Origin of the sequence: Mesorhizobium sp. M2E.F.Ca.ET.209.01.1.1, assembly GCF_004010375.2 — a bacterium.
Classification (GTDB): domain Bacteria; phylum Pseudomonadota; class Alphaproteobacteria; order Rhizobiales; family Rhizobiaceae; genus Mesorhizobium.
Map to the genome: position 1 here is coordinate 1 of NZ_SADP02000745.1, position 325 is coordinate 325.

1 protein-coding gene is annotated in these 325 nt (G+C 62.5%); it reads left to right on the forward strand.

Features of this window, described 5'->3' with window-relative positions; genetic code table 11:
- The coding region (locus tag EN852_RS37715; RefSeq protein WP_135879830.1) for an SRPBCC domain-containing protein at nt 1–290 on the forward strand (290 nt) is incomplete at its 5' end.
- Nucleotides 291–325 lie beyond the last annotated feature (35 nt).

Here is a 325-nt window from a genome sequence, read left to right on the forward strand (position 1 = left end):
ACAACTTCAAGCCGGTCGTGGACCATCGCTTCAATATGGGCGCGGAGTGGGGAGGCGTCGACTGCCAGGTGCGGACAGTCGAACCCAACCGGACCTTGTCCTACACCTGGGACACCAAGGACCTCGAGAGCGTGGTCACCTGGACGCTGACACCGACGAGCACGGGCACGCATCTGCGCATGGAGCAGGTCGGCTTCCGCGTCGACCAGGAGCCGTATTACCGCGGCGCCACGGTGGGCTGGAAGCGCAACATCACGGCCCTGGAGCAGTTGCTTTCGCGGATCGATTGAGGTCCGCAAAGCTTCAAAACACAGACACGATCCTG